The sequence below is a fragment of the Prochlorococcus marinus XMU1402 genome (assembly GCF_017696205.1).
Classification (GTDB): Bacteria; Cyanobacteriota; Cyanobacteriia; order PCC-6307; family Cyanobiaceae; genus Prochlorococcus_A; species Prochlorococcus_A marinus_AC.
Map to the genome: position 1 here is coordinate 995,056 of NZ_JAAORD010000001.1, position 22,427 is coordinate 1,017,482.

Sequence of the window (22,427 nt, forward strand, 5' to 3'; positions counted from 1 at the left end):
ACAATTGTGAGTAATAAATTTAAAAAAGGCAAAAAAATGATCGAGCCTCTTCTATGTGGAATTGTTTTAGGTTTAGTTCCAATAACTCTTCTTGGATTATTCGTAAGTGCATGGAATCAATACAGAAGAGGTTCAGGGATGTTGGACATTGATTAAAAATGTTAATCTTGACTGCCCATAATTTCTTACATCTATAGTTTCCCACAAAGTACTTTTTTTAATAAATAGATTTTGAGAATGTTCACAAATAACTGTTGAATCTTTTTTTAAAAGATTACAATTAAATAATTGATTTAAAACTAATTCATGGAAATCCACATCGTATGGAGGATCTAGATAAACAAAATCGAATTTTAATTTATTTAAATCCATATTTCTAGTTGATAAGTTTCTCTCATAATCAGGTTTTGTCCATTTCAAAACGTCTTTACAAATAACTTCGATATCATTTTTCCTATTCCCTATATTCTCCAACGAGAGTAAATTTTCTAAACAAATTTTTGAGTTGATTTTGTTTTTTTCAATTGCAATGATTTTTCTTGCCCCGTGATTATAAGCTTCACAAGATATAGCACCTGTTCCACTAAATAAATCTAACCAGTTACTATTTTCAACTCTTTTGTTCAATATATTAAATATGGCCTCTCTCACTCTCAAAGTTGTAGGTCTAGTATAAGAATTATTTGGACTTTGTAGTTTTTTACCGCCTATTAATCTTAAGTTAGTTTTCATCCCTAAGAATCTGTTATTGAATATTACTCAGCCATCTTCTCAAAAGTTTTTCTCCGGTTTTCCCAGATTTTTCCGGATGAAATTGACAGGCCAATAAATTTTCATTTTCAATCATTGCAGTTAATTTTTCAGAGCCATAATCAACCTGAGCTGCAATAATATTTAAGTTATCTGGGATTGCATGATAGGAATGTACAAAATAGACCCAATTATTTAATTCTTCAAACCCAAATAAAGTATTTTTCTTGGTAGGTAAAAGTTGGCACCAACCCATGTGTGGGATTCTTTGGTTACTAATATTTGGTATTTTTTGTATTTTTCCTTTTAAAATTCCCAGCCCTTCAACTTTTCCTTCATCACTAGATTCAAAAAGGAGTTGGAGACCTAAACATATACCAAAAAAGGATTTCCCACTTTTAATCCAATTTTTCAGATCAGTAACCAAATCAGTATTTATCAGATTATTCATCGCTGGATCAAATGCTCCAACTCCGGGAAGTATTATCGCCTTACAAAGCTTAGAATCATTAAAGTTTTTAATTAATATAATTTCTTCTCCAAGACTTTCTAGAGATTTAGTTACAGAATGAATATTACCCATTCCATAGTCTATTAGTCCAATTTTATGCAAAGCTTTTAAATTTATAAATGCTTAGTTAAAGTGCTCGAAAGAGTTGCTTTTGGCACAGCCCCAACAACGGTATCAACCTTTTGACCTCCTTTAAAGATCATTAATGTAGGAATACTTCTTATTCCGTATTGACTGGCTACATTTGGATTTTCATCTGTATTTAATTTAAAAACTTTAATTTTCCCTTCAAAGTCTTTTGAGATTTCTTCTACAACCGGAGCGACCATCCTACATGGACCGCACCATGGTGCCCAAAAATCAACCAATACTGGTAGATCACTTTGCAGTACATCCTTGTCAAATGAAGAATCAGTTACGGCTGGAGCTGATGACATAATTTAAGTATTCCTTTTTGAAAATTTAGCAGGCAATTCTTTTAAGTGATGATTTCATTACAGATTAAATAATATAAGTAACAAAATATCTAAAAAAGCCCGATTAATCGGGCGATTTAGTGTGTGAGGAGTATGGGGTTTCCCCCATTATTTCATAATAACTCCTAATTAGAAAATTTTTCAAATTAATACTTAATTCACTAAGGATTTATAATTTTGCTCTAAGTGAACTACTTACCCATCCCGAGCTGCTGAGCTTTTTGATAAACCTTACCTTCTGTAAGAAGTGATGGTGCGATAACTATTTCAACTTCTTGCATTTCTTTAATATTTTTTGCCCCAAGAGTACTCATTGAGGTTCTTATGGCTCCTAATAAGTTATGTGTCCCATCATCAAGTAAGGCAGGACCTTTAATAATTCTTTCTAAGGATCCGGTAGAACCAACTTCAATTCTTGTGCCCCTTGGCAATATTGGACTTGGAGTAGCCATGCCCCAGTGAAATCCTTTACCTGGAGCGTTTGAGGATTTAGCTATTGGAGATCCAATCATTACAGCATCTGCTCCACATGCCAAACATTTACAGATATCTCCACCAGTAACAATTCCTCCATCACCAATAATAGGAATATAATGACCACTTTCTTTAAAGTAATCATTTCTTGCCGCACTACAATCAGCAATTGCAGTTGCTTGAGGGATTCCAATTCCCAATACTCCTCTTGATGTACATGCCGCTCCAGGTCCTATTCCAACCATCAATCCTGCAACTCCAGCATCCATGAGAAGTTTTGCAACTTCGTAAGTGACACAATTACCAGCTACAACTGGGACATTCATAGATTGACAGAGATCTTTAATATTTAAAGTTTCCTTACCATCCATACCAAGATGTTCAGTCGAAACAACTGTTCCTTGAAGAAAAAATAAATCTATTTTGGAATTATTAAGTGTTTCTTTAAATTTAATGGCAGCTTGAGGAGTTCCACTAAAAGCTGCTATACCTCCTCTTTCTTTCACCTCATTTATTCTTTGTACAATCAATTCCTGCTTGACCGGTTCACTGTATATTTTCTGCATTAATGGAACAAAATCATTCTTCCCGACTGATGCTATTTGGTTTAATATTTCATCAGAGTTTTCATATCGTGTTTGTATGCCCTCCATATTTATAACCCCTAGGGAACCTAATTTTGTGAGCTCTACAGCTGTATTGACATCGACAACACTATCCATGGCACTAGCAACGATCGGAACTTCTCTTTTGAAATCACCTATTGACCAAGAAGGATCAGTTAAATCGTAATCAAGTGTTCTATTACCCGGGACTAAAGCTATTTCATCGATGCCATAAGCACGCCTGACTTTTTTATTTAAACCAAGTTCAATATTCACGGTAATTTTCTCTTATTTTGAATAAATTAACAACTAAAGGGGTAATAAGCCAAGGTTTATTCAAAAACAACAGGTTTTATTTTGATTTGTGTGTAAATGTGAGTATTTGGGAATTAAATAAATCTTTTTTTTTATTCATTATGACAATCAGCGATTATCATTAAAGAAAGGATTTTTATATGTCTGATATTTTAGATTCCGATAACTCAGGATTAAGTGAAGATAATGATCGAATTATTCAGACTGACTTAAGAAATGAGATGTCTCGCTCTTATTTAGAGTATGCAATGAGCGTCATCGTTGGTCGTGCTCTTCCAGATGCCAGAGATGGATTAAAACCTGTTCATAGAAGAATTCTTTATGCAATGTATGAACTTGGTTTGACTAGCGGTAGACCATACAGAAAATGTGCAAGAGTTGTTGGAGAAGTACTTGGTAAATACCATCCGCATGGAGATACAGCAGTTTATGATGCTCTAGTCAGGATGGCTCAGGATTTCTCTATGAGGATGCCACTAATAGATGGTCATGGAAACTTTGGTTCTGTAGATAACGACCCGCCAGCAGCAATGAGATATACAGAATCTCGTTTAAAGTCTCTTACAGATGAAAGTTTGCTAGAGGATATTGAATCTGAAACTGTTGATTTCGCCGATAATTTTGACGGTTCTCAACAGGAGCCAACAGTTTTACCGGCCAGAATCCCTCAACTACTTCTAAATGGATCATCGGGAATAGCAGTAGGAATGGCAACTAATATTCCACCTCATAACTTAGGAGAATTAATTAATGGTCTTAAATCAATAATTAAAAATCCATCAATTGAAGATAGAGAACTTTTTGAAATAATTAAGGGTCCTGATTTTCCCACTGGTGGTCAAATATTAGGCAAAGATGGGATAAGAGAAACTTTCAAGACAGGGAGGGGTTCAATAACTATGAGAGGTGTAGCAAATATTGAGCAAATTAAATCCACTGGTAGGGCAGAGAAAGATGCAGTAATAATTACAGAGCTTCCGTTTCAAACTAATAAAGCTGCATTGATCGAAAGAATTGCAGACTTGGTTAACGAAAAAAAATTAGAAGGTATTTCTGATATTAGAGATGAAAGTGATCGAGATGGAATGAGAATTGTTATTGAACTAAAAAGAGATGCCTATCCACAAGTAGTTCTAAATAATTTGTTCAAGTTAACCCCTCTTCAAAATAACTTTAGTGCAAATATTCTAGCTTTAGTGAAAGGAGAGCCTACAACACTTTCACTAAGAAAAATGTTAGATGTTTTTTTAGACTTCAGAGTGGAAACAATAAGGCGAAGAACGGGATTTTTATTAAAAAAGGCGGAAGAAAGAGATCACATCGTAAAAGGTCTTTTGTTAGCATTGGAGGTTATGGATGAAATTATCAATCTAATAAGATCAGCAAAAGATACAGTTTCAGCAAGAGAAAAATTACAAACTGATCATGAGTTATCTTCCACACAGGCAGAAGCAATCTTACAAATGCAATTAAGAAGATTAACAGCCCTAGAAGCAGATAAAATTAAAGGGGAACATGATGAATTAACCAGAAAAATTAACGAATATCAGCAAATATTGAATAGTAAAGAGAGAATTTTTGAAATTATTCTTGAAGAACTTAATAAAATCGATGAGAGATTTTCCTCTCCAAGAAAAACAGAAATACTCGATTTAGGCGGTGGTCTAGATGATATTGATCTTATCGCTAATGACAGATCAGTAGTTTTATTAACTGAAGCAGGTTATTTAAAAAGAATGCCTGTTAATGAATTCGAATCTACAAGTCGTGGGTCAAGAGGTAAAGCTGGAACAAAGAAACAAGAAGATGATGAAGTGAAATTATTTATAAGCTGTAACGATCATGATACTCTTTTGCTTTTTAGTGATAGAGGAGTATCTTATGCTCTTCCAGCATATAGAGTTCCCATGAGTAGCAGAACCGCCAAAGGTACACCATCTGTTCAACTTCTACCAATACCAAGAGAAGAAAAGATAACTTCACTTGTCGCAGTAGATTCTTTTGATAACGATTGTTATCTATTGATGCTAACGAAGGCTGGATTTATAAAAAGAACTTCACTTTCTGCTTTCTCAAAAATCAGATCAAATGGATTAATAGCTATAAATCTCGAGGATGGGGACGCTTTGACTTGGGTTAGATTATCAAAAGAAGGCGATAGTGTTTTGATTGGATCAAGAACAGGAATGGCGATTCATTTCAGATTAGATTTTAATGAATTAAGGCCACTTGGCAGGACAGCAAGAGGGGTTAAATCAATGAACTTGAGAGAAGGAGACAATCTAGTTTCTATGGATGTTTTAACATCTAACTTGGTTGATCAATTGGCTAAAATTGATGATCTCACAGAAGATCTTGATGATAATGTTGAGGGAAACTTCTCAGATGGTCCATGGGTATTAATAGCCAGTTCATTTGGACTAGGGAAGAGAGTACCTGTAGCTCAGTTTAGATTACAAAAAAGAGCAGGCATGGGTTTGAGAGCAATAAAATTTAGAATTAAAGATGATCAGCTTGTTTGTTTAAAGGTCCTTGGCGAGGGAGAAGAATTACTACTTGTGACCGAAAAAGGAGTAATAGTAAGAACAAACGCAGATAAAATCTCTCAGCAATCTAGGGCAGCTACAGGAGTAAAATTACAAAGATTAGACGACGGTGATCATTTATCTGAAGTGGTATTGGTACCCCATGAACAAATAGAGGGAAAAGACCAACCTAGCTCAGTTGAACAAAATTAAAGGCCTTATGGTTAGCTAAATAATATGGAAATACTTGATATTTTAATTTTAGGTTCAGGTCCTGCAGCATTATGTTTAGCTTCAGAATTAGCCAAGCAGGATCTTAATATTAAGGGAATATCAACAAAATCTCCAAATGAAAAATGGGAGAATACCTATGGTATCTGGGCATCTGAATTAGAAGAATTAGGATTAGAGTCTTTGTTATCTCATCGGTGGTGTGAAACAGTTAGTTTTTTTGGGGATGGGGAAAATAAAAAAGGGGATACTCCGACAAAACACAACTATGATTATGGTTTAATAAATCAAGAAGCCTTTCAAAATGAGCTTTTAAAAAAATGTAAAGGGATTGAATGGTTGAATGAAACAGCAAAAGACATTAAAGAAAAAAATAAACTATCTGAGGTAATTTGTTTTTCAGGCCTCAAAATAAAGGCGAGATTAGTTATTGACGCAAGTGGTCATAAAAGTAACTTTGTAAAAAGACCAGTTCAAAATGAAATTGCTCAACAAGCTGCTTACGGAATTGTAGGTAAATTTACATCACCACCTGTTAATAAAGAACAATTTGTTCTAATGGATTTTCGTCCAAATCATTTAAACAATGAAGAAAAGTTATCATCCCCTTCCTTTCTTTATGCAATGGACCTTGGCAACGAGACTTTTTTTGTTGAAGAAACTTCATTGGCTAGTTATCCAGCATTATCTCAAGAAAATCTTAAAAAAAGACTTTATAAAAGACTTAATAGTAAAGGTGTCGAGGTAAGTGAAATTTTTCATGAAGAGAATTGCCTTTTCCCTATGAATTTACCCCTCCCATTTAAAAAACAATTTGTTCTTGGTTTTGGAGGATCTGCAAGTATGGTTCATCCTGCGTCAGGATACATGGTTGGATCTTTATTAAGAAGGGCTCCACTCCTTGCACAAAAATTAGCAATCTTTTTAAAAGAACCTAATCTAAGCTCTCTGGAACTCGCAACAAAAGGCTGGGAAATCCTATGGCCTTATGAGTTAACACAAAGGCATAAACTTTACCAATACGGCCTAAGAAGATTGATGAGTTTTGACGAAAGTAGATTAAGAAGCTTTTTCTCAAATTTCTTTAGATTATCAACCAATGAATGGGTAGGTTTTCTTACTAATACACTTCCACTTCCAAAACTAATTTACGTAATGAGTAAGATGTTTATAAATTCCCCTCTAAAAGTAAAATTAGGAATGCTCAAGTTAAATTAGTATATTTATTTTCGCCAATCATCAATATTAATTTTTTGGAAAACTTTATCCTCTTCCTCAATATCTTCAAGAAATTTTAAATTAATATTGGAATGATTTCTAATCATTTCAACCAATTTCCAGAACCTGAATAAGTGCCTTTCTATTCTCTCTTTTGCGAGCTCAGTTGTGGTTCCAGCTCTTAGAATAAAACTCCAATCTGAAGACTGAGAAAGAAGTAGTTCTCTCGCAGCTTGATTGAAGAGTCTTTGAGATAAATCATTATTAAAATTTCCCAGGCACAAATCTACAAATGTTGAGCCTGCCTTTGTGATTTCTGGAACGATCCATGCATTTGCATCATTAATCCAGTAATTATGGTAACCACCTTGCCCCCAGCTTGATGGCGATGGATCACAAATCTGAAGATTCGGTTTTTGCATTAAGAATTCTTTTAAATTTGTAAGCTTAATTGAATATTTACTAGAGTTCTTTAGTATATTTTCAATAAAAAAAGGTCCCTCATACCACCAATGACCAAATAACTCTGCATCAAATGGAGCTACCAATAAAGGCTTAAAGGAGGAGGATAAAGTCAATTTCTCTAATTGTTTGGATCTCGCTAGAAGATAGGCATCAGCATGTTCTGCCGCCTTATTTTTGGCTTCATTTTCAAGGTAAAACTCTTTTTCCCCTAAAGAAATGTTTTCATCTGTAATCTTATGAAACTTTAAACCCAAAGGTCTTTTTGTTGAAATGCCCTTCTTTTGGAGCTTTAAGACAGGTAATTCCCACCCCAAATCTTTATGAAATTCCCTATATACTTTGTCGCCAGGGAACCCATCCTTAGCAGACCAAACGGGCAAGGTTGACTCACTATCTCTCCCGAAAAATGCCACTCCTTTTTTCGAACATATTGGAGCATATACACCATACCTAGGCCTTGGTGCGGAGTTTAAAATCCCGTGTCCGTCTAAGATTGTATATCTAATTCCAGAATTAAATAGCAGTTCATCTAAACCCTCATAATATGCGCATTCAGGTAACCAAATACCTAAGGGCTTTGTTTTAAAAATATTTTCATGGTTCCTAATGGCTGTATTGATTTGTCCTATTACAGTTTCAGGGTTCTCCCTTAAAATTGGAAGATATCCATGAGTAGCAGCACAAGTAAGAATATCCAAATTTCCAGAGTTATTTAAAACCCTGAACTTCTCAATTAAATTTCCAGAACAATTTTGCCAGTATGAGAATTTATCATTAAGGTTTTTGAATAAAAAAGCAGATGCATTTTTTTCTTCTAGTGGCAGTTCGTTTAGGAAATCGTTCCTTGTTTTAATCCAGCTTGGGAAAGTCTCTTGAATTTTTTTATTATTTAGAAGTGATAATAATGTTGGAGACAAACTAATAGTAAGTTTTGTATTTTCAGGGTTTTCATTTTTGGAAGATTCTATTGATTGAAGTAGTGGTATATAACATTCGAGAATCGCCTGAAATAACCAATCCTCTTCTAAAGAGTTTTTTTCATTTTTCCTGACATAAGGTAAATGAGCATGTAAAACTATCGCTAACTGACCTAGAACATTTTTTTGGGGGTAACGCCCATTCATACTTTTTATAATTTATGCCTGAAATTCTATAAAAAACCAAAATAACCTTTAAAAAAGGAAGCTTTGATCATAAAAGAATACTTTAAAAATTTAAGTATTTTATTTTTTTTTTCAGAATTTTAACCAATTTTATTTAAGTTATAAAGTTTCAGCAAATTATTATTGAACTAAAGCTAGTCAATTTTTTTTAATTAGCTTAATATAAGTTTAGTTCATCCTTCTGATGTCAAAAGATCCTGGAAGAATTTTGATATTTGATACAACTCTTCGAGATGGAGAGCAATCTCCTGGTGCCAGTTTAAATCTCGAAGAAAAACTTGCTATTGCCCATCAATTAGCAAGATTAGGAGTAGATGTTATTGAAGCTGGATTCCCTTTTGCAAGTCCAGGAGATTTTAAAGCTGTTAATAAAATTGCTAATTCAGTCGGGAAAGAAAATGGCCCTATAATATGCGGTTTAGCTAGAGCGTCTAAAGGAGATATAAAAGCATGTTACGAAGCAGTAAGTCCAGCCCCAAAAAAAAGAATACATACTTTTATTGCAACAAGTGATATTCATCTTAAACATAAACTTAAAAAATCCAGAAAAGATGTCCTTCAAATAGTTCCAGAAATGGTTAATTATGCAAAATCATTAGTAGATGATATTGAGTTTTCTTGTGAAGATGCCTCAAGGAGTGATCCTGACTTTTTATACGAAGTTATTCAACTAGCAATTTCCGCAGGAGCAACAACAATAAATATCCCTGACACTGTTGGATTTACAACTCCTAGTGAATTTGGCAAATTGATTGCAGATATAAATAAAAATGTTCCGAATATTCAAGAGGCAGTAATCTCGGTTCACGGTCATAATGATTTAGGTTTAGCAGTTGCCAATTTTCTAGAGGCAGTAAAAAATGGGGCGAGACAATTAGAGTGTACGATAAATGGAATTGGAGAAAGAGCAGGGAATGCTTCTCTAGAAGAATTGGTAATGGCATTGCATGTTAGGAAAAGTTTTTTTAATAGTTTTTTCAAAAGAAATCCAGATTCACCAACACCTCTTACAGCTATAAGAACAGAAGAAATCACAAAAACCTCTAGGCTTGTTTCCAACCTAACTGGAATGACGGTTCAACCTAATAAAGCAATTGTTGGAGCCAATGCTTTTGCGCATGAGTCAGGCATTCATCAGGATGGAGTCTTAAAAAACAGACTAACTTACGAAATTATCGACGCAAAAACTGTTGGCTTGAGTGACAACAAAATATCTTTGGGAAAACTTAGTGGAAGAAGTGCTGTAAGAGCAAGATTAGAAGAGATGGGATATGACTTGAGCCGGGAAGATTTAAATGATGCTTTTGCTCGTTTTAAGGAATTAGCTGATAGGAAAAGAGAAATTACAGATAGAGACTTAGAAGCAATTGTTAGTGAACAAGTGCAGCTTCCTGAAGCTAAATTTCAATTAAGTCTTGTACAAGTAAGTTGCGGTAACGCATCTAAACCTACAGCCACTATTTCACTTTTAAACACTGAAGATAATACTGAGGATACTGCTGTATCAATAGGCACTGGACCCGTTGATGCAGTATGCGAAGCCTTAAATAAATTAGCTAAAGTTCCTAATGAATTAATTGAATTTTCTGTAAAGTCTGTAACAGAAGGAATTGATGCTTTGGGCGAAGTAACAATAAGAATAAGAAAGGATAACAAGATATATTCTGGTCATTCCGCAGATACGGACGTTGTTGTTGCAGCAGCAAATGCATATGTTAATGCTTTAAATAGACTTGTATTTTCTGAGAAAAAAAATTCAATTCACCCACAATTTGACAATTTAGAAAATTCTGAAAAAGCATTTCTATCTAATCCTGCAAACTAAATTATTTCTTTGGATTATTAAGTAGCTTTTAAAAATAGTCTCGTGATATTGTAGATTAATCTCATAGTTAAAGCAGTAAATAATGAGAGAAAGGTTACTTGGATATTGGGCACTTTCATGGGTTGGGTTAATAAGTAATATAGTCGCACTACCAATAATCGCATTAATAATCAGCTTTGGACCTCCACTAAAAGTTGCGAATATAACTCTTGCAATAAGCCTTGGGTGGCCCGCTGCGATAGTTGGAATAGTTTCATCAGCAGCTCTATTGGCCGAGAGAAAATGGGGAGTAACTTTAACTCTAGTATCCTTATCAATGGTAATTTCTGGTATGGGTCCTTATTCAGTGGTTAGGCTCATTACTCTTAATGACATTTTTGGAATTGGTGGTTTCACCCTTTTAACAACTTTACTTAGCACACTAGCTCTTTTATATTGGTGCAACCCAAAACATAGAAGAAGTATCAGGCTATAAATTATCTAAAGAAAATTAAGAAAAAGTATTATTTTTGCTAGTTGGATACTGAATTCTTCTATGCCTAATTCTTTTCCATACATTCAAGAATGCCCTTTTTATTAAAAAAATTTCGCCTTTCGATAAATTGCTACTATCTAGTTGCCCATCTTTTTGACGAGAATAGATAATTTTTGATATTGTTTCCAAAGCTTCTTTATCAGATGCATTAATATTCATAGCTCTTAATGCAGCTTCACAGCCATCAGCAAGCATCAAGATAGCTGTTTCTTTTGACTGAGGAATAGGGCCATTATATCTGAAATCATTTTCATTAATTAAAGTATTTTTTTCTTTAGCCTTGTGAAAAAAATACCCCATTTTCAATGTGCCTTGATGTTCTGGGATAAAGTTTGCTATGGGTTTAGGTAATCTATTTTTTCTTGCATACTTCAATCCTTCATCAACGTGAGCCTGTAGTACCTCTGCACTTTTAACAGGATCATCTATTTCATCATGTGGATTTTTTGAACCATCCTGATTTTCAATAAACCAATTAGGGGCATGTAATTTACCAATATCATGATATAAAGCCCCAGTTTTAATTAGATCAATATCACCACCAATCATTCTTGTTGCTTCCTCTGCTAAACCACATATAAGTAATGTATGTTCAAAAGTACCAGGAGCTTCAAGAGACAATCTTCTAATTAGAGGTTTCTCCTTATCAGCCAATTCAAGTAATCTTGCTTTAGTTAATAATCCAAATATAGATTCAAAAATAGGAATAAATAAAATAGTAAAAAGCATTACTATTGCCAATAGCAAGGAATCAGAAAATATATCCCCTTTAGCTAAAACAAATTCTTGATTATCAAAAAAAGTTTTACTATCATTACCTATCAATAACCACTGACTCAAGAATGATCCTATAGGGACAAAAATTGATAGTTGAAGTAACTGAGCTCTACTTCTAATTCTTCCTCCAAGTAGAGATACTACTGACGCGCAAACTAATAAAATAAAAAATAAATTACTATCAATAGAAACTGCTGGGTCTGGCCAACTAAGGCTTGCTATTGATACCCAAGCTAAAGCTGTTATGCTTCCCATCCCTTGAGATATTATTAACGCTGGTGGAATTACTATAGATAACGGACTTATGGATGAAGCAAAGGCTAATTTCGTGGCTTGTACTGCTAAAAGAAAAGTAATGATCAAGATGATCTGTCTTGAAGAAATTGTGGGATTCTCTTTTTTTGACACTAATATCAAAATTCCAGAACTAATAAGTATTTCAATAAAGGTCAAAAACCAAGAATAAATATCTGTGATATTTAATGGTGAAATAAGAAGTATTTTAAAAGAGGAAATTATTGAAATTAAAATGCAAATTAAAAAAATTATGAGATTATCTATTCTTGAAATTTTTATTGGTTGTTTTAATGGAACTTGACTTCTCCTCCAAAGATAAAACAATTTTTTTAAAGTAGTTGTGATGTTTTGCACAGAATATAAATAAATCTATTTGAATAATTTAGAATTATAGGCATGCTAGATGTAAAAAGGAGATGTTTTTCTAAATGTCATTAAAATTAGACGGCAAAAAATTATCTCTTGAAATTGAAGAAAGATTAAATCACTATATCTCAAGTAATAAAAAAATTGCAAAAAGAGCTCCCGGTTTAGCTGTAATAAGAATAGGTGAAGACCCTGCAAGTGGTGTTTACGTTAATAACAAAGAAAAAGCATGTTCAAGGATTGGAATAAAGAGCTTTATCTTTCATCTAAAAGATAATGTAGGGCAAAAAAAAGTCGAACAATTAATAATCAAACTTAATTCTGATAAGGATATTGATGGAATCTTGCTACAACTTCCTATCCCAAATAAGTTTGATGAGCAAAAACTGATCAGTTATATTAATCCAAGTAAAGATGTGGATGGATTAAATGAGGTAAACATCGGTAAATTAGTGAAAAATGAGCCCGCAATGAGGTCATGTACACCAGCGGGTATTATTAATTTATTAAGATCCCAAAATATTACAATTGAAGGTAAGAAAATTGTTGTTATTGGAAGAAGTTTGCTTGTCGGGAAACCCCTATCGCTTATGTTGTTAAATCTAAATGGCACGGTGACAATGACTCATTCAAAAACATTAAATTTGAATAAAGTCTGTAGAGAGGCCGACATACTAATTGCGGCTGCAGGAAAACCCAATCTTGTAGATTCGAATTTTGTGAAAGAAGGAGCAGTAATTATTGATGTTGGAATCCATAGATTAAAAAGTTCCGATAAAAATCAAACCAGATTATGTGGCGATGTATTATTAGAAGATGTTATTTCTAAAGTATTTGCTTACACACCTGTACCTGGTGGTGTTGGACCAATGACAGTAACAATGTTACTTGTAAATACTATTTTTAGCTGGCAAAAACAATTTGGTTTATCATCAAATCTTAATGACCTTTTGCCATAGACTCAACGATGAAATTTTTTTTTACTAAAGGTATAAAATGACTGAAGTAATAAATAGTATTTCTGATTTTGAAAAATATCTAAAAAACACAAAAAAGGTTGTCGAAGAAGCTCTTGATTTTTCCTTGGGCCCTGAGAATCCAGAAATATTAAGAGAATCCATGAGATATTCTCTTTTAGCTGGAGGTAAAAGGATACGTCCTATTTTATGTTTAGCATCCTGCTCACTGGCTGGAGGAGATCCCTCTCTTGCTGTTCCTACTGCAGTAGCGATAGAAATGATCCATACAATGTCCTTGATTCATGATGATCTACCTGCTATGGATAATGATGACTTAAGGAGAGGTAGGCCAACGAACCATAAAGTATATGGAGATGCAATAGCTATTCTTGCAGGCGATGCTTTATTGACGAGGGCCTTTGAGATGGTCTCTTTGAGAAGTCCAGGAGTCGATCCAAGTAGATTATTAAATGTAATTGGCGAATTGTCCATAGTAGCAGGTGCACCAGGGCTAGTAGGAGGACAAGTTGTTGATTTAGAGTGCGAAGGCAAAGAAGTCGACCTTGAAACTCTCGAATATATTCATCTTCATAAGACAGGTGCTTTATTAAAGGCTTGCGTAAGAACAGGCGCGATGATCGCAGGCGCTAACAAAAAACTTTTACAAGCTCTAACAACATATGCAGAAGGAATTGGTTTAGCTTTCCAAATAATAGATGATATTCTTGATTTAACTTCCAGCAGTGAAAAGCTTGGTAAAACTGCCGGCAAAGATCTTTTAGCTGACAAAACTACTTACCCTAAATTACTAGGAATGGAGGAGTCAAAGAAAAGAGCATTTGATTTAGTTGAAAAAGCTAAAAAAGCAATTGAACCTTGGGGGGCTGATGCAAAGTATTTAATATCATTAGCCGACTTTATTACCAATAGAGACAGATAAATAGTTTTAATTTATGTCTAATTTCTTTGTCTTTTTCAATAATTCAGTTCTTTTCTGGAGTTTATTATCCTGTTTACTTGCTCAATTTTTTAAAATTGCATTCAATTTTATTTCAACTGGAGAGATCAGATTTGGAATTATATTCGAGACGGGTGGTATGCCTTCAAGTCATTCGGCCTTAATAACTGGCGCTGCATCCGGTATAGGTTATGAATTGGGATTTGATAGCTCAATATTCGCATTATCAGTTGCTATTGCTCTAATAGTTATGTATGACGCTAGTGGTGTTCGAAAATCAGCTGGGATTCAAGCTGCAGAAATCAATAAACTATCAAAAAAATTAGATCCTAAATCTGAATTATTTTTAAAAGAAACCCTGGGCCATACAAAAATTGAGGTCATGGTGGGGAGTTTTTTAGGACCGTTAATTACTTTGCCTGGAATGTTTTTTTTAGGTTCTCCTTTAAAAATATTTGATTTGATAATAAATTAAGAATCATTTGAAAAACTAATTTGAGTAGCATCTATAAAGTTTTTTGCGACTTCTGGAGAACTTGGCAAATGTAAGTGAATCCAACTTGCATGTAATTTTTCATCAAAATATCCTTCATTTTTGTATTCATTTTCCCAAGATTTAATTTTCCATGGAGAAGATAGTTTCTTCTGATGCTCAGTTTTTCTTGAATCAAGTTCAGATAAATTATTTTCAATTTCCCAATAATGAAATTCATGTCCTCTAATTAATTGATTTTGTTTAATGATCGGAGTATCTTTTAAACCCTTAATGTATCTATAACCCACTGTAAGTTTACTTTTTTTTGATCTAAAAGGCAGGATACCACTCATCTTATGATTATTACCATTTTCATCTTTTACAAAGTCTCCTAAAATCATCATCCCGCCACACTCTGCATATATAAATCCGTTTTTGCGGAATTTCCTTAAGGAATTTAAGCTTTTTGTAGAGTTACTTATATGATCAGCATATTTTTCAGGAAAACCCCCAGGAATAATTAAAGAAGAAGCCTCATTTGGTATTTCTTCATCATCATAAATACTCCATGAAATCAATGGTATGCCTATTTCACTCAAAAACTCTTTAGTTTCAGGATATTGAAAATGAAAGATTTTATCTTCTACAATTGCAATAGGTTTACTTTTGTCTATTTTAAAGTCTCCAAAACTGAGAGAATTAAATATTTTCTTTTGAGGAGATCTCAATAATTTAATAAGAGAAAATACATCAAGATTTTTTTCGGCGAAATTTGCAAAATATTCAACATCAATTTCTTTATTATTATCCAATGGAGATATCAATCCTAAATTTGCTTTGTTTAAAGTTATTTTTGAATCAGATGGTAAAAAACCAAGAATTTCGATATCCTCATTTTTAAAAACTTCTTCAATCAATTTTTTATGTCTATCTGAATTAACGTTGTTAAATATAATTCCTACTATTGACAACTCATTATCGAAATCTCTAAAACCTCGAACAGTCGCCAAAAGAGAAGTTATTTGACCTCTAGCATTGACAATAAAAATTACTGGGGCATTGAGAAGTTTAGAGATATTTGCTGTGCTTGAATAGGTTGTTGCTCCTAATCCATCAAATAGACCCATTGCTCCTTCAATTAATGAGAATTCATATTTCAAAGAATGTTTAAAAAAACTTTCTTGAACCCATTCCTCACCACTTAAAAAAATATCTAAATTCCTACAAATAGGTTGGCCAATTGAACTAAGTTGTTGTTGATCGAGATAATCTGGGCCAACCTTGAAAGTTTGTATCTTAATACCTTTTGAGAAAGCCCAACAAGATATCAAAAGCGATAATGTAGTTTTCCCACTATCACTTGAAGGCGAAGATATTACACAAGACATTTATAAGTTATTAAAACCATTAAATATTTTAAGAGCTATTTCAATAGAATTTTTAAAAAGAGGACTTGTATTACCTCTACTACTTCCCAATAATTTACTAACATCATATTCTGATGTAGAAAAAGAATTTGGAACAACTTGTTCTATTAATTCCATATTAGCCATTCCCCCTGCTTCAAGTCTCATACATTCCACTGATTCACAGCCAAGTATTACACAAGTGTTATTTTTTTGAACCTCACTAATTTTTGAAATCAACCTCAATCCAATAACTTCTCCTAAATGAATACTTGGATTCCCCAAAGATAAGGGATTAATTGATGCAGAAATTATTTCGCTATTAATTCTTTCAAACTCTATTTTTATTGATTCTGTATCCCTTTTAACTCTTAGAAAAGACCAACCAAGTTTATCGCTAATCCATGCGATCAAAAACAAACCTTGAATCATATGATCTCCTGCAATATCAATATCAATATCAGTAATATGATCTAAAATTGGTCTTCTCGATGGTGGATCAAAAATCATAGCTAATGATTCCCTCCAATTTTTCAACCTAACCCAATTCAAATCATTAATAGCTTTATTTGAATTATTTAATTGATCTAGAATTTTTAAACATCTGCTAGGCGATCCAAGAGCAGTATCAATTATTAACCTTAGACCATAATTAGTAAAATATTCGAAAATTTCGGGAGATTCATCTAAGCTTCCATTCCACCACAACCAAGAAGGTAATTCATCAATAGATAATTCATCAATAATTTTTAATCCTTTTTGGGATATTGAGGCAGAGTCGCCCCTAATAACAACTAAATCCCCACATATAGGTTGCACAGCTGGAGCATCACTTAATGGACAGTAAGCCGATACAAAAGTTTTGATATCTGAATTTTTATTTATGGTTGGCGCGAGAGTTATTAATCTTCTTGGATTCAATGTACTTATTGATGATTCAAAAAATTGTCCTCTAAAGTCTTCAAAGTCTTTATCAGATAAATTTTCCTTCAATAAATTCAATAATTCTTCACTATTGAGGGAAGTAGTGAGAGGAAGTCCTTGATCTAATATAAATTTTTTTGCAACTTCAATTATCTCTTGACTTAAATTTCCAGTAATTGGTCCATTAACTAATCCTTTTTTTACCAAACATTGTTCTAGCCAAGCAGGCTGCCAGACCATTAATGTAAAAGTATTAGCTCCACTATTATCTTTATCTTCTGAAATCCATAATTTATTAAGGTAATTAGAAATTTCCTGATAAGGCAATTCTAATGGTGTTTGGAGTGTTAGCTGAGGTTTCATTTTTAAGGTCTGCGCCAGAAAATATTATCTTTTGAAAGCAATTGATCAGACTCAGGAGGTCCCCATGTCATAGATTCATAATTATAAATAGGTAACTTCCAAGGAGAATTATCCATTAATTCTATTAATGGCGTATAAAGTTTCCATGCTGCCTCTACTTCATCACTTCGAGTAAATAAGGTTGGGTCAGAAAGCATTGCATCAGCTAATAATCTTACATAGCCTTCATCTGAGGGCTCTCCAAATGATTCATCATAAGAAAATTCCATCTCAACAGGTCTTGATTTCATTCCAGAGCCAGGAGATTTTACTTCAAATTTGAATGTAGCGCCTTCATTTGGCTGAATTCTAAGGATAAGTTGATTAGGGGCAGGATTTATTATTGTTGATTCAAATAAATGAACAGGAACGTCTTTAAAAGTCAAGACTATTTCCCCAAGTCTTTTAGGTAGTCTTTTACCTGTTCTCAAATAAAAAGGGACCCCTTGCCAACGCCAATTATCAACAAAAACTTTTGTCGCAATATAAGTTTCTGTTGTGCTATTACAATTAACACCATCTTCCTGCCTATATCCTTTTAATCGATATGAGATATTTCCTCCTTCTCCATACTGACCTCTTACGCAACAATTCCAAGGTTCATTTTCGTCAGCAAGTTTTGAAGCTTGAAGAACCTTAGCTTTTTCATTTCTTATTGCTTCTGGTTCAAATTTTCCAGGAGGTTCCATAGCAGTAACAGCTAGCATTTGAGTCATATGATTTTGAAGCATATCTCTTAAAGCACCTGAGGTTTCGTAATAACCTGCTCTATCTTCAACGCCTACTGTTTCAGAAGAAGTAATTTGAATACTTGATACATAATTTCTATTCCAGATTGGTTCAAAAATGGTGTTAGCAAACCTCAAAACAAGAATGTTTTGAACTGTCTCTTTACCTAAATAATGATCAATCCTATAAATCTGACTTTCTTCTGCACAACTTTGAACGATCTTATTTAATTTTTTTGCACTTGAATAATCTCTTCCAAAAGGTTTTTCAATCACTAAACGACTTTTCTTCGGGTCATCTAAAAGGCCAGCTGCTTTAAGAGCTTTACATCCACTTGCATAGAAATTCGGAGAAACTGATAAATAAAATGTTCTATTACCATGAGTAGCTTGTGTTTTATCAATTTCATTTAATCTTTTTGAAAGCCTTATGACATGATCACTTAGTTGTAAGTCAACTGGTTCATAGAAAAGATAATTAGAAAATTGTTCCCACTCTTTTTCTTTACCAGATATTTGATTGGATAGCTTTACTTTCATCTTTTCTCTAAACTCATTATCAGTCCAAGGTCTTCTCGCGCAACCAACTATTCCAAATTCACTAGGAATTCTTCTTTGCAAATAGAGCTCAAATAACGCTGGTATTAATTTTCTATGAGTAAGGTCTCCACTAGCACCAAATATTACCAAGCATTGTGGAGAAATGACTCTTTCCTGCCGTAAACCTATTCTTAGAGGATTACTTAAAGTTGTAGGCATATTTTTAGTATTCTCTTTTTTTAAAATCCTCTTTTTTTCTAAAATTAGCTACATATTGTGTCTAAACCAAAAAGTATTTAGTAGGTGAAACTAAATATTAATATCACAGACTTAGTAAGTTTCTACGTGCCATCTTCCTGCTTTTTTTAATTGGGGTCTTAATTCTGACCAGTTCAAGCCTTTTTCTTCTGCTGCCTTAGTCATTGCCTCATCTATTCCAGGCTCCATTCCCTTTAACCCACAAAGATATATATGTGTCTTTTCATCTTCAATCATGTTGAAAAGTTCGTTTGCTGATTCTAAAACTCTGTCTTGAATGTACATTCTTCCACCTTTTGTATTTTGTTGCTCACGACTAATAGCTTTTGTATATTTAAAATTATCTGGATTTTCAGAAAGGTATCTTTGAAGATCATCTTCGTATAACAAATTAGCTGATTTTGGAGCACCCATAAATAACCAAGCCTTACCCTTGAAATTCCATTTATTTTTTTCTTTTTCAGTTGGTTCAAACATTCTTCTTAAATAAGCCCTCATTGGTGCTATTCCAGTTCCAGTGGCCAACATAACAATGTTTGCGTCCTCTTCGTCAGGGAGAAGCATTTCTTTACCTACAGGACCAGTTATTTTTACTTTATCTCCAGGCTTAATATCGCATAAGTAAGTGGAGCAAATACCATTAATAGTTTCACCATCTTTTTCATATTGAAGCTGTCTTACACAAAGAGAAACTGTATTTCCATTAAAGTCATCACCATGTCTTGTGCTAGCTATCGAGTATAGTCTTAATTTATGAGGTTTTCCATTAGCATCTTCACCAGCAGGCATGATACCAATACTTTGTCCTTCTACATAGTTTAAAAAAGGATCGCTATCCTTAAGGTCGAAAGTTATGTGATTAACTCTTCCAATTGCACCATCCTTGAGGAGGCTATAATTTTCAATTACTGTACCTTCATATGGTGTTTTAGGCCTATAAATATTTACTGGAACGTCTGCATGTTTTTTCTTCACTACTTTTAAAGCTTCTGTTTTTGCAGCTTCTATTTTTGAGGTTTCTGTTTTTGAAACTACTACTTTTTTGGGCTCCGCCACTTTAGAGTCAGATTTTTTTGTTTTTGCTTCTTCAACGTATTTTAAAGCTCTTTTGTTAAAAGTTGTGAGTATAAAATAAAAAACAGCAATGACTACTGGTATATGAGCTAAACCGCCTGCGATTACTTTTGCTTGTGAATACATTTTTAAGATTTCTTTTATAAAAGACTATCAATTTGTAGTTTAATTTGTAGTTGTTTTACAAAAATGGTTACGTTTTGAGATCGGAATAAATAAATTAAAATATTTTTATTTTTCAATATTTTTTGTTTTTATTTGTATAGTTACACAGAAATAATTTTTTATCTTAACTAAAAAATTCATTTATGATTAATCCTCAAGATTCAGTAGATCAATATAAAAATGATTACAGGACAATTGAGCAAACTATGGAAAAGCTATCTGGTGGGACAAGAAGACTCGCAGCACAGCTTACAACCTCTGCGAGTTTTGATTCTTTGTGGAATGTTTTAACAGATTATGATCGATTAAATCTTTACATACCAAATTTACTCTCAAGTAAAAAAATTTATCAAAAGAAAAATAATGTGCACCTTAAACAAGTTGGAGCTCAGGATTTTCTTGGTATGAAATTTTCAGCTGAAGTAACTATTGATTTATTTGAAGATAAAGAGCTTGGCCTTTTAAAATTTAATTTAATTAAAGGAGATTTCAGGAAATTTGAAGGTAGTTGGAAAATTCAAAATATTAAAGATACTAAAAAAAATTCATTAATCTACGATCTTACGGTTCAGGGTTGTCAATGGATGCCCATAGGAATGATTGAGAAAAGATTAAAAAAAGATCTTTCTGAAAATTTGATGGCTGTCGATAGACAAGCAAAATCAATAATTAATTAGTTTAAACTTTAAATAATAGCCCCAAGGGGATTCGAACCCCTGTCGCCTCCGTGAAAGGGAGGTGTCCTAGGCCTCTAGACGATGGGGCCAAGAAATCTGCATATACAGCTTATAAAAAATTAAGAGTAAAGCTAGCCTTTCGTCAAGTATTGTTGCTCTTTGTTTTGTCCTTGCCACACAGGAACGGTGAAATGAAAGCATGAGCCTACGCCTATCTCAGACACAACCCATATTCTTCCCCCATGGACCTGCACTATCCTCCTGCATACAGATAACCCTATCCCAAATCCTGAAGTTCCTTCAGAAGTCTGTGGGAGCCTTACTCTGTCCAGAAAGATTCTTTTTTGCTCGCTCAAAGGAATACCAGCACCTTTGTCACAAATTGTTATTTCTACCCATTGATTGGTCTTGTGTATCATTGTAATTTTTATAGATCCAGAGTCTTTAGAAAATTTGACAGCATTTTCAATTAAATTTAAAAATACTTGCCTCATTCTTCTTTGATCCGCAAATACACTTGGCAAATCAGATGGGATATCAGTATCTATTTTGATATTCCTTAATCTCCAGAATTTTTCTAATTCGAGTATAACTTCAGCGCTAATATTACCTAAATCAATTTTCTGAGGATTAAATAACGCCTCCCACTTGGTTGTGCCTACCTCTAAAAGATCCTGAGATAAGAGTTCAATCTCTTCTAATCTTCTTTTAATGACATCTTGCAATTTTGAAATATCAATTTGTCCAAGTTTTTGGCTTTGAATAGCCAAAGTAGCTGCAGTTAGGGGAGTTCTTAATTCATGCGCAACCATTCTCAATAATCTTTCCTGAGATTCTATTCGTTTTGTTAATGTCTCATTTTCTTGCCTTAAAACGAGAAGTTCGTCTTCCAGAAGAAATTCTTTTTGAGTTGTTATGGAATCAATTTTTGATGGTTGCAAATTAATTCCAAGATTTTTTGTCAAACCTTCTTGTGTCCACCTTGGTAGCCATTTTTGCAGCTGAGCGAAAATATTACTTCCAGCAAATATTTGCTTTGGAGATGGTGTGATCTTTATTAAAGCAGGAATAGCAACTAATCTGTGTAACTCTAGTAATTCTGGCTGTTCTGTCGGCTCAGAAATCTGAAGGGAAATATCAAATCCACAATCATCTGATTCTAAATAAGCTATCACGGACTTAATATCACCACTAGAAAGTTGATTTCTAGCAGCTACAAGTATTAATTTTAGCTCTTTTTTATCATTCAAATGATTGCCTCTGAAGTGTTGAAAAGCTGTTAATCCTTATAAACACATTAAGATATTTTATTTTATTTTACTTATAAG

General features: G+C 33.5%; 20 protein-coding genes and 1 tRNA gene. 9 read left to right on the forward strand and 12 right to left on the reverse strand.

Annotation, left to right across the window (positions count from 1 at the left end):
* Positions 1–36: 36 nt before the first annotated feature.
* Complete coding sequence (petG, locus tag HA141_RS05780) at positions 37–156, forward strand: cytochrome b6-f complex subunit V (protein WP_011376619.1); 120 nt, start codon at positions 37–39, stop codon at positions 154–156.
* Here the strand turns inward: petG and rsmD are convergent.
* From rsmD to HA141_RS05800, 4 genes are all read right to left on the reverse strand, one after another.
* On the reverse strand, positions 133–732 hold the full coding sequence (gene rsmD / locus HA141_RS05785) for a 16S rRNA (guanine(966)-N(2))-methyltransferase RsmD (RefSeq protein ID WP_209117748.1): 600 nt from the start codon (positions 730–732) through the stop codon (positions 133–135). The two genes, petG and rsmD, sit on opposite strands and share 24 nt — an antisense overlap.
* A 13-nt stretch (positions 733–745) precedes the next feature.
* Entirely contained in the window at positions 746–1,363 is a 618-nt protein-coding gene (gene hisH / locus HA141_RS05790; RefSeq protein ID WP_209117751.1) for an imidazole glycerol phosphate synthase subunit HisH, read from the reverse strand.
* A gap of 11 nt (positions 1,364–1,374) precedes the next feature.
* Positions 1,375–1,698, reverse strand: coding sequence for a thioredoxin (trxA, locus tag HA141_RS05795; protein WP_011376622.1), 324 nt, complete (start codon positions 1,696–1,698; stop codon positions 1,375–1,377).
* Between the two features lie 230 nt (positions 1,699–1,928).
* Positions 1,929–3,092: a GuaB3 family IMP dehydrogenase-related protein gene (locus HA141_RS05800; RefSeq protein WP_209117753.1), complete on the reverse strand. Its 1,164-nt coding sequence runs from the start codon at positions 3,090–3,092 to the stop codon at positions 1,929–1,931.
* Between the two features lie 179 nt (positions 3,093–3,271).
* Between HA141_RS05800 and gyrA the strand changes: the two genes are divergently transcribed.
* Positions 3,272–5,869, forward strand: a complete 2,598-nt coding sequence (gyrA, locus tag HA141_RS05805; protein ID WP_209117755.1) for a DNA gyrase subunit A — start codon at positions 3,272–3,274, stop codon at positions 5,867–5,869.
* A gap of 24 nt (positions 5,870–5,893) precedes the next feature.
* Positions 5,894–7,105, forward strand: a complete 1,212-nt coding sequence (gene crtL, locus HA141_RS05810; protein ID WP_209117757.1) for a lycopene beta cyclase — start codon at positions 5,894–5,896, stop codon at positions 7,103–7,105.
* A gap of 5 nt (positions 7,106–7,110) precedes the next feature.
* Here the strand turns inward: crtL and HA141_RS05815 are convergent, their stop codons facing one another.
* Positions 7,111–8,694 (reverse strand): glycoside hydrolase family 57 protein, encoded by a 1,584-nt coding sequence (locus HA141_RS05815; RefSeq protein WP_209117759.1) that lies wholly within the window; start codon positions 8,692–8,694, stop codon positions 7,111–7,113.
* Positions 8,695–8,917: 223 nt separating this feature from the next.
* On the opposite strand from HA141_RS05815, the gene HA141_RS05820 reads away from it, so the two are divergent.
* Together HA141_RS05820 and HA141_RS05825 are read left to right on the forward strand one after the other, a co-directional pair.
* A complete protein-coding gene (locus HA141_RS05820) occupies positions 8,918–10,558 on the forward strand; it encodes a 2-isopropylmalate synthase (protein ID WP_209117761.1) in 1,641 nt (546 codons plus the stop codon).
* Between the two features lie 82 nt (positions 10,559–10,640).
* Positions 10,641–11,033 (forward strand): hypothetical protein, encoded by a 393-nt coding sequence (locus HA141_RS05825; protein ID WP_209117763.1) that lies wholly within the window; start codon positions 10,641–10,643, stop codon positions 11,031–11,033.
* Between the two features lie 15 nt (positions 11,034–11,048).
* Here HA141_RS05825 and HA141_RS05830 read toward each other — a convergent pair whose 3' ends face one another.
* On the reverse strand, positions 11,049–12,521 hold the full coding sequence (locus HA141_RS05830; RefSeq protein ID WP_209117765.1) for an HDIG domain-containing metalloprotein: 1,473 nt from the start codon (positions 12,519–12,521) through the stop codon (positions 11,049–11,051).
* A 74-nt stretch (positions 12,522–12,595) separates the two neighbouring features.
* Between HA141_RS05830 and folD the strand changes: the two genes are divergently transcribed.
* Genes folD through HA141_RS05845 form a run of 3 tightly spaced genes read left to right on the forward strand, consistent with a single transcriptional unit; the run spans position 12,596 to position 14,925 of the window.
* Positions 12,596–13,492 (forward strand): bifunctional methylenetetrahydrofolate dehydrogenase/methenyltetrahydrofolate cyclohydrolase FolD, encoded by an 897-nt coding sequence (gene folD, locus HA141_RS05835; protein WP_209117767.1) that lies wholly within the window; start codon positions 12,596–12,598, stop codon positions 13,490–13,492.
* A 37-nt stretch (positions 13,493–13,529) separates the two neighbouring features.
* Positions 13,530–14,432, forward strand: coding sequence for a geranylgeranyl diphosphate synthase CrtE (crtE, locus tag HA141_RS05840; protein ID WP_209117769.1), 903 nt, complete (start codon positions 13,530–13,532; stop codon positions 14,430–14,432).
* 13 nt (positions 14,433–14,445) lie between these two features.
* Positions 14,446–14,925, forward strand: a complete 480-nt coding sequence (locus HA141_RS05845) for a divergent PAP2 family protein (RefSeq protein WP_209117771.1) — start codon at positions 14,446–14,448, stop codon at positions 14,923–14,925.
* Here HA141_RS05845 and HA141_RS05850 read toward each other — a convergent pair.
* From HA141_RS05850 to HA141_RS05865, 4 genes are all read right to left on the reverse strand, one after another.
* Complete coding sequence (locus HA141_RS05850) at positions 14,922–16,313, reverse strand: cobyrinate a,c-diamide synthase (protein WP_209117773.1); 1,392 nt, start codon at positions 16,311–16,313, stop codon at positions 14,922–14,924. The genes HA141_RS05845 and HA141_RS05850 overlap by 4 nt on opposite strands.
* A complete protein-coding gene (locus tag HA141_RS05855; protein WP_209117775.1) occupies positions 16,314–17,618 on the reverse strand; it encodes a glucose-6-phosphate dehydrogenase assembly protein OpcA in 1,305 nt (434 codons plus the stop codon).
* Positions 17,619–17,620: 2 nt separating this feature from the next.
* A complete protein-coding gene (gene zwf / locus HA141_RS05860; RefSeq protein WP_209117777.1) occupies positions 17,621–19,144 on the reverse strand; it encodes a glucose-6-phosphate dehydrogenase in 1,524 nt (507 codons plus the stop codon).
* 111 nt (positions 19,145–19,255) lie between these two features.
* On the reverse strand, positions 19,256–20,383 hold the full coding sequence (locus tag HA141_RS05865; protein WP_209117779.1) for an FAD-binding oxidoreductase: 1,128 nt from the start codon (positions 20,381–20,383) through the stop codon (positions 19,256–19,258).
* A gap of 182 nt (positions 20,384–20,565) precedes the next feature.
* Here HA141_RS05865 and HA141_RS05870 point away from each other — a divergent pair, with 182 nt between their 5' ends.
* Entirely contained in the window at positions 20,566–21,099 is a 534-nt protein-coding gene (locus HA141_RS05870; RefSeq protein WP_209117781.1) for an SRPBCC family protein, read from the forward strand.
* Between the two features lie 16 nt (positions 21,100–21,115).
* Here HA141_RS05870 and HA141_RS05875 read toward each other — a convergent pair.
* Both HA141_RS05875 and HA141_RS05880 read right to left on the reverse strand, forming a co-directional pair.
* Positions 21,116–21,188 (reverse strand) — tRNA-Glu (locus HA141_RS05875).
* A 42-nt stretch (positions 21,189–21,230) separates the two neighbouring features.
* Positions 21,231–22,349, reverse strand: a complete 1,119-nt coding sequence (locus HA141_RS05880; RefSeq protein ID WP_209117783.1) for a histidine kinase — start codon at positions 22,347–22,349, stop codon at positions 21,231–21,233.
* Positions 22,350–22,427 lie beyond the last annotated feature (78 nt).